Source organism: Neisseria sp. HMSC064D07 (genome assembly GCF_001837185.1).
GTDB lineage: Bacteria > Pseudomonadota > Gammaproteobacteria > Burkholderiales > Neisseriaceae > Neisseria > Neisseria flavescens_C.
On the sequence record NZ_KV831642.1, the window covers coordinates 21,679 to 29,146 of the forward strand.

Consider the following 7,468-nt stretch of genomic DNA (forward strand, 5'->3'; position numbering starts at 1 on the left):
AATATATGCTTTAATCATAATAATGATAAAATAATACGGCTTTCCTCTAAATTAAAGGGAAAACTGCACAAGAAACGGAAAATAAAATGAGTGTCGGATTATTGCGTGTTTTGGTTCAAAGCCAGACCATCTCAAATCAACAAGCGGAACATTACAACACCCTTTTACAATCAGGCAAAGAAATCCTACCCAACCTGTTTTCAGACGGCATCATCTCCCCTAAAGCTTTGGGAGAGTTAGTCGCGCGTGTATTCAGCTATCCTCTTTTGGATTTGCACTACTACCCGCGCAATAATGTAGTCAGCGACATTCTGACGGAAGAGCAAATGGTGCAAAACCGTTGCATTCCAATTTTCAAACGTGGACGCAAGGTTTATTTCGCCGTATCCGATCCAACCCAAATCCAAAACTTTCAAAAAATCGCTTTTGCTTCAGGTTTAAGTGTCGACTTGGTAGTGGTTCCAGACGACCAGCTCAGCTCATTACTGGAATGGTTGGGCCAACGTTCGACCACCATTCTGAAAGAAATCAACGACGAACATGAAGCAACGCAGCAATCTCAGTCGCTTTATATCGATAACGAAGAGGCTGAAGACGGCCCCATCCCCCGTTTCATCCACAAAACCTTATCCGATGCCCTGAACGCAGGCGCATCGGACATCCACTTTGAATTCTACGAACAAATGGCGCGCGTCCGTTTCCGTGTGGACGGACAATTGCGTGAAGTCGTACAGCCGCCTGTTGCCGTACGCGGCCAGTTGGCATCGCGTATCAAAGTGATGGCGCGTTTGGATATTTCCGAAAAACGTATTCCGCAAGACGGTAGAATTCAAATTGCCTTCCATAAACACGGCCGTCCGATTGACTTCCGTGTCAGCACGTTGCCGACATTGTTTGGCGAAAAAGTGGTAATGCGTATCCTAAATTCCGATGGTACATCGCTCAATATCGACCAGCTCGGTTTAGAGCCTTTCCAAAAAGAAATGCTGCTTGAGGCCATCAACCGCCCTTACGGCATGGTATTGGTTACCGGCCCGACAGGTTCGGGCAAAACCGTTTCTCTCTACACCTGTCTGAGTATTTTAAATACGGAAGATGTAAACATTTCGACGGCAGAAGATCCGGCCGAGATTAACCTGCCGGGCGTCAACCAAGTCAACGTCAATGAAAAACAAGGTCTGACGTTTGCCGCCGCACTCCGATCCTTCTTGCGTCAAGATCCTGATATTATTATGGTCGGTGAGATTCGTGACTTGGAAACCGCCGACATCGCCATTAAAGCCGCCCAAACCGGCCACATGGTTTTCTCTACCCTGCATACCAATAACGCACCGGCCACTCTGTCCCGCCTTTTGAATATGGGCGTAGCGCCTTTCAATATCGCCAGCTCGGTCAGCCTGATTATGGCGCAAAGGCTGTTGCGCAGACTGTGTCCAAACTGCAAACGCGAAGTTGAGCGCCCGCCGGTTCCGGCATTGAAAAAAGCCGGCTTTACCGATGCGGACTTGGCTCAAGATTGGAAACTCTACCGCCCGGTTGGTTGCGACAGCTGCCGCGGCAAAGGCTTTAAAGGCCGCGTCGGTATTTATGAAGTCATGCCGGTCAGCGACGAAATGCAAAAAGTCATTATGAACAACGGTACGGAAGTTGATATCATGAACATGGCCTACCAGGAAGGCATGGTAGACTTGCGTCGTGCCGGCCTCATGAAAGTCATGCAAGGCCTGACCTCGTTGGAAGAAGTGACTGCTCATACCAATGACTAAACTGCCATATTTTCAAAATTAAAATAAAGCGGCACGGGGAAACAGTCCGCTTTATTTCTTACTAACAAGGGATAACTCATGGCTCAAGCAGAGCAAAAAAGAAGTCTGTTCGGCTCAAGAAGCAAAGGCAAGCGTTTTACATTTGAAGGAAAAAATACCGAGACCGAACGTCTTGTCCGTGGTGAAGTAGTTGCCAAAGACGAAGAAGAAGCACGCAAAAAACTCCAACGCAGAGGCATTCGTCCTTTGCGTATCAGTAAGGTCAAAACCGCACGCAAACGCCGTATTACCCAAGAAGACATTACAGTGTTCACCCGCCAACTGGCAACGATGATGAAGGCAGGCTTGCCGCTGATGCAGGCTTTTGAAATCGTTGCGCGTGGCCACTCCAATCCGAGCATGACCGAAATGCTGATGCAGGTTCGCTCCGATGTCGAACAAGGTAGCGCATTAGGCAAATCGTTCTCCAAATATCCAAAATATTTCGACCGTTTCTATTGCAATCTGGTCAGCGCAGGCGAATCCGGCGGCGTACTGGAAAGCCTATTGGACAAACTGGCTGTCTATAAAGAAAAAACCCAGGCCATTAAGAAAAAGGTTAAAACCGCACTGACCTACCCAATTGCCATTATCGTGGTGGCGATTGCGCTTATCTTCATCATGATGATGTTTGTACTGCCTGCCTTTAAAGAAGTTTATGCCAATATGGGTGCAGAGCTGCCAAGCCTTACCCAACTCGTCATGAGCTTATCCGATTTATTCGTCGACTATGGCTGGATTATGATCATCCTTTTGATTGTTTCCGCCTTCGGTCTGTACAAACTCCATGAAAAATCGCCTACTTTCCAAAAACGAATCGATGCTTTGATTTTGAGACTGCCTGTTTTTGGCACCATCGTCCGAAAAGCAACCATCGCCCGTTGGGCGCGTACGACCTCCACCCTCTTCGCAGCCGGTGTTCCTTTAGTGGAAGTATTAGATTCAGTTGCAGGCGCATCTGGCAATATTCTCTATGAAGAAGCCACTCAAGACATTCGAGCCAAGGTAACCCAAGGTCTGTCACTGACATCCAGTATGCAAAGTACTGATATGTTCCCCAATATGGTGATCCAAATGGTGGCCATCGGCGAAGAGTCAGGCTCTTTGGACGATATGCTGAACAAAACAGCCGAATTCTACGAAGATGAAGTAGACAACTCCGTCTCCCGATTGTCTCACTTGATGGAACCTATCATCATGGTGGTATTGGGTTCGCTCATCGGTATCTTGCTGATTGCCATGTATCTGCCGTTGTTTAACTTGGGTAATGTCGTAGGTTGATATGCTTAATAGTATTTACTCTGCCATTGACACCCTCTCCGTTCTTGCACCATTCGCTATTCCTTTAGCCGTTATTTTAGGATTGCTGATTGGCAGCTTTCTGAACGTTGTCATTTATCGCACGCCGATAATGATGGAACGCGAATGGACACAATTTTCTAAAGAGCATTTGGGTATCGAACTGACAGACGAAGAAAAACAGCCATTTAATCTGCACAAACCAGATTCACGCTGCCCAAAATGTAAAAGCCCAGTCAAACTTTGGCAAAACATCCCCATCCTCAGCTATGTTTTACTGGGTGGGAAATGCCACTCCTGCAAAACCGCTATCGGCATACGCTATCCACTGATTGAGCTGCTGACAGGCGTCTTATTCGGTATTGTCGCGTGGCAATACGGCTGGTCATGGGCAACTATTGGCGGATTAATTCTAACTGCCATACTGATTGCACTGACCTTTATCGATGCCGATACGCAATATTTGCCCGACAGCCTGACTCAGCCCCTAATTTGGATCGGCCTGCTGTTTAATCTGAATGACACATTCGTGCCCCTGCATCCAGCCGTTTTAGGCGCAATCGCAGGCTATATGAGCCTTTATACTTTATGCGCCGTCTATAAACTTCTGACCGGTAAAATCGGCATGGGCAATGGCGACTTCAAACTTTTGGCCGCGCTCGGTGCATGGCTGGGCGTAGGTATCTTGCCTGTTCTGATCTTCATGGCTGCCTTGGTCGGACTGGTGGGCGCACTCATTGCCCGCGTCGGCAAAGGCCAATATTTTGCTTTTGGTCCCAGCCTTGCTGTGGCAGGATGGATTATTTTAGTTGCCAATGCACCTATTACCCAACTGGTACAATGGTGGCTCGTACAATCAGGATTCCGATAATGACATTATGGATAGGCTTGACCGGCGGTATCGGCAGCGGCAAATCATCTATTGCCCAAATGTTTGCCGAACTTGGCGTACCCATTATCGATGCCGATGCCATCAGCCGCTCACTGACCGCTGAAAACGGCGAAGCCCTTCCTGCCATCCACCAACTTTTCGGCGATGAGGTTTTTGACAGCGAAGGCCGTCTGAATCGTATGACTTTACGGGAAAAAGTTTTCAGACGGCCTCAATCCAAAAAACAACTGGAAAACCTGCTTCTACCGTTAATCTTAAACAAAATCCAACAGCAGAAACAACAACTTGCTTCCTCTACTTACGGCATTATCGATGTCCCGCTTTTAGTTGAGAATCTGGCATTTAAAGCGGAGACCGACCACATTTTGGTTGTAGATGTTCCAGAGTCCGTCCAAATCGAACGCGTACACCAACGCAATGGTTTTTCAGACGAACAAACGCGACAAATCATGGCCACCCAAGCTTCCCGATCTGACAGACTGCTGCATGCCGACGATGTATTGGACAATACCCATAGCATGGAAGAAGCAAAAATCAAGGTTGCCCACTTGCATCAATACTATCAATCCATTGCACAAACTCTGAAAGAAACTGCATGACCGCTCCTGTTGTAAAATGCCCAACCTGCCACAAAGAAGTCGTTTGGAACACCGACAGCCCCTACCGCCCTTTCTGCAGCAAACGGTGCAAACTCATTGATTTAGGCGAATGGGCACAAGAAAAATACACCGTTTCTTCGGAAGACGACCCCTTTTCAGACCTGTTGGACGGCAAATAAACTGCGCAGCCTTCTTCAGCCTATCCAAAACAGGCTCAAAACAGTAAAATACCCTCTTTATTCCAACCTATTCCATCCACCATGCTCACCTTCCAACAAATTATTTTCAAATTACAAAACTACTGGGCAGACAAAGGCTGCACCGTGATCCAACCTTTCGATATGGAAGTCGGTGCCGGTACTTCGCATCCAGCCACCTGCCTGCGTGCATTAGGCCCGGAGCCTTGGTTTGCCGCTTACGTTCAACCCAGCCGCCGCCCTAAAGACGGCCGCTATGGCGACAACCCTAACCGCCTGCAACACTACTATCAATTCCAAGTTGCGCTCAAACCTGCACCGGCCAATATTCAAGACCTCTACCTCGACTCCCTGCGCGAATTGGGTATCGACCCTAAAGTACACGACATCCGTTTTGTCGAAGATGACTGGGAAAACCCTACTCTCGGAGCTTGGGGCTTGGGTTGGGAAGTTTGGCTCAACGGCATGGAAGTAACCCAATTCACCTATTTCCAACAAGTCGGCGGTATCGACTGCTCCCCTGTACTTGGTGAAATTACCTACGGTATCGAGCGTCTCGCCATGTATCTGCAAGGCGTGGAAAACGTGTACGACCTCGTTTGGGCAAAAACCCTTGATGGCAACATCGTCACTTACGGCGACGTTTATCATCAAAACGAAGTCGAACAATCCACCTACAACTTCGAATACAGCGATGCCGATTGGCTCTTGCGCCAATTCAACGACTATGAAGAACAAGCCAAACGCCTGCTTGCAGTTGAAGACACCAGTCTTGCCCTGCCTGCTTACGAGCTTGTACTCAAAGCCGGTCATACGTTCAACCTCTTGGATGCACGCGGTGCCATTTCTGTTACCGAACGCGCAACCTACATCGGCCGTATTCGCGCACTGAGCCGTATCGTTGCTCAAAAATTCGTTGAAAGCCGCGAGAAACTGGGCTTCCCGTTACTTAAAAACCAATAAGCCCGCACATGCTTACCACGCCGCCCTTTGATACATTCAAGTGGCGGCGTTTCTATTTTCAGACGGCCTAACGTCGATGCCATCGCAAACACTTCCTGCCTGCTTTCAGGTAAAATAAGCCCTTTATTACATAACCCGTCTGAAAACATGAGTTCATCCTCTACTGCAAAAATTCCCTTTTTCTTACTTTCCCTCGTTGCCATCATTCTTGACCAACTGAGCAAATGGGAAATCTTGAAACACTTTACCGAAGGCGAACGCCTCAATATCATTCCAGACTTTTTTGACCTGACGCTTGCCTATAATCCAGGCGCGGCATTCAGCTTTTTGGCCGACCAAGGCGGCTGGCAAAAATTCTTCTTTTTAGGTCTGGCCGTCGTCATCAGCCTGTATTTGGCCCGTGCCATCTGGCGCGATGAGTTTGGCCGCTGGGGCAAATTAGGAGCGGCCATGATTATCGGTGGCGCGATTGGCAATGTGGTTGACCGTCTGATTCACGGCCATGTTGTCGATTTTCTGCTTTTCTATTGGCAAAACTGGTTCTACCCCGCATTTAACATTGCCGACAGCTTTATCTGCGTTGGCGCAGTTTGCTTGGTATTAGATGGTTTGCTGCACAAAAAAACACCTTCAAACGACACAAAGGCCGTCTGAAAACGGAACACACATGACTCAAAAAACCATTATCCTTGCCAATCCCCGCGGCTTCTGTGCCGGTGTTGACCGCGCCATCAGCATTGTTGAACGTGCACTCGAAGAATTCGGCGCGCCCATTTACGTCCGCCATGAAGTCGTTCACAACAAATTCGTCGTGGACAATCTGCGGGCAAAAGGTGCCGTCTTTGTCGATGACTTGGCGGATGTCCCAAAGGGTGCCACACTGATTTACTCTGCTCACGGCGTATCCAAAGCCGTACAGGAAGAAGCGGTGCAACGTGGTTTCCGCGTTTTTGATGCCACCTGCCCTTTGGTAACCAAAGTCCATAAAGAAGTAGCCCGCCTTGATGAGCAAGATTACGAAATCGTCATGATCGGCCACAAAGGCCACGTCGAAGTAGAAGGTACAATGGGACAATTGCCTCCAGGTAAAATGTTTCTGGTTGAGACAGTGGAAGATGTAGCCAGACTGAACGTCAAAAATCCTGACAAACTTGCCTACGTCAGCCAAACCACTTTATCGGTAGACGAAACCAAAGACATTATTGCGGCTTTGAATCAACGCTTCCCCAATATCCGCAATCCGCATAAAGAAGACATTTGCTACGCCACAACCAACCGCCAAACCGCTGTTAAAGAATTGGCCGAAGAATGCGATCTCGTAATTGTTGTCGGCTCGCCCAACTCTTCCAACAGCAACCGCTTGCGTGAAGTAGCCGCATTGCGCGGAGTTGATGCTTATATGGTCGATAATGCTTCCTATCTGAAAAAAGAATGGTTTGAAAACAAAACCAAGGTCGGTGTAACTGCCGGTGCATCTGCGCCCGAAGTCTTAGTTCGAGAAGTCTTACAAACCATTCAAGATTGGGGACATGAGACCATACGCGAAGGAGAAGGCGCAGAAGAAAGCATTGTATTTGTCTTGCCCAAAGAGTTACGTCGCGAGGGCGAAAACAAGCAAATCCTAAATAAAGGGTAAGTTTGTTATTTGCTTTATTTGAAAACTTAAGGCCGTCTGAAAACTTTCAGACGGCCTGAGACCTTTGCAAAAAAGCC

8 protein-coding genes are annotated in these 7,468 nt (G+C 48.1%); all 8 read left to right on the top strand.

The window, feature by feature from the left end:
* Window positions 1-86 precede the first annotated feature (86 nt).
* Entirely contained in the window at window positions 87-1,766 is a 1,680-nt protein-coding gene (gene pilB / locus HMPREF2608_RS00500) for a type IV-A pilus assembly ATPase PilB (RefSeq protein WP_070825610.1), read from the top strand.
* Window positions 1,767-1,844: 78 nt separating this feature from the next.
* A complete protein-coding gene (locus tag HMPREF2608_RS00505) occupies window positions 1,845-3,086 on the top strand; it encodes a type II secretion system F family protein (RefSeq protein ID WP_070825611.1) in 1,242 nt (413 codons plus the stop codon).
* Window position 3,087: 1 nt separating this feature from the next.
* The gene (locus tag HMPREF2608_RS00510; protein ID WP_070825612.1) at window positions 3,088-3,975 is read left to right on the top strand and encodes a prepilin peptidase; all 888 of its coding nucleotides are present in this window, start codon (window positions 3,088-3,090) and stop codon (window positions 3,973-3,975) included.
* The gene (gene coaE, locus HMPREF2608_RS00515) at window positions 3,975-4,595 is read left to right on the top strand and encodes a dephospho-CoA kinase (protein WP_070825613.1); all 621 of its coding nucleotides are present in this window, start codon (window positions 3,975-3,977) and stop codon (window positions 4,593-4,595) included. Before HMPREF2608_RS00510 ends, coaE begins: the two co-directional genes overlap by 1 nt.
* On the top strand, window positions 4,592-4,774 hold the full coding sequence (gene yacG / locus HMPREF2608_RS00520; RefSeq protein WP_003682475.1) for a DNA gyrase inhibitor YacG: 183 nt from the start codon (window positions 4,592-4,594) through the stop codon (window positions 4,772-4,774). The genes coaE and yacG overlap by 4 nt, the downstream gene beginning before the upstream one ends.
* Before the next feature lie 81 nt (window positions 4,775-4,855).
* The gene (glyQ, locus tag HMPREF2608_RS00525; RefSeq protein ID WP_003685919.1) at window positions 4,856-5,755 is read left to right on the top strand and encodes a glycine--tRNA ligase subunit alpha; all 900 of its coding nucleotides are present in this window, start codon (window positions 4,856-4,858) and stop codon (window positions 5,753-5,755) included.
* Between the two features lie 147 nt (window positions 5,756-5,902).
* On the top strand, window positions 5,903-6,409 hold the full coding sequence (gene lspA, locus HMPREF2608_RS00530) for a signal peptidase II (protein ID WP_063069310.1): 507 nt from the start codon (window positions 5,903-5,905) through the stop codon (window positions 6,407-6,409).
* 13 nt (window positions 6,410-6,422) lie between these two features.
* Complete coding sequence (gene ispH / locus HMPREF2608_RS00535) at window positions 6,423-7,391, top strand: 4-hydroxy-3-methylbut-2-enyl diphosphate reductase (protein ID WP_070825614.1); 969 nt, start codon at window positions 6,423-6,425, stop codon at window positions 7,389-7,391.
* Window positions 7,392-7,468: the final 77 nt, after the last annotated feature.

Coding starts and splice junctions, on each gene's coding strand:
- pilB (WP_070825610.1), top strand. CDS start 87: ATGAGTGTCGGATTATTGCGTGTTTTGGTTCAAAGCCAGACCATCTCA.
- HMPREF2608_RS00505 (WP_070825611.1), top strand. CDS start 1,845: ATGGCTCAAGCAGAGCAAAAAAGAAGTCTGTTCGGCTCAAGAAGCAAA.
- HMPREF2608_RS00510 (WP_070825612.1), top strand. CDS start 3,088: ATGCTTAATAGTATTTACTCTGCCATTGACACCCTCTCCGTTCTTGCA.
- coaE (WP_070825613.1), top strand. CDS start 3,975: ATGACATTATGGATAGGCTTGACCGGCGGTATCGGCAGCGGCAAATCA.
- yacG (WP_003682475.1), top strand. CDS start 4,592: ATGACCGCTCCTGTTGTAAAATGCCCAACCTGCCACAAAGAAGTCGTT.
- glyQ (WP_003685919.1), top strand. CDS start 4,856: ATGCTCACCTTCCAACAAATTATTTTCAAATTACAAAACTACTGGGCA.
- lspA (WP_063069310.1), top strand. CDS start 5,903: ATGAGTTCATCCTCTACTGCAAAAATTCCCTTTTTCTTACTTTCCCTC.
- ispH (WP_070825614.1), top strand. CDS start 6,423: ATGACTCAAAAAACCATTATCCTTGCCAATCCCCGCGGCTTCTGTGCC.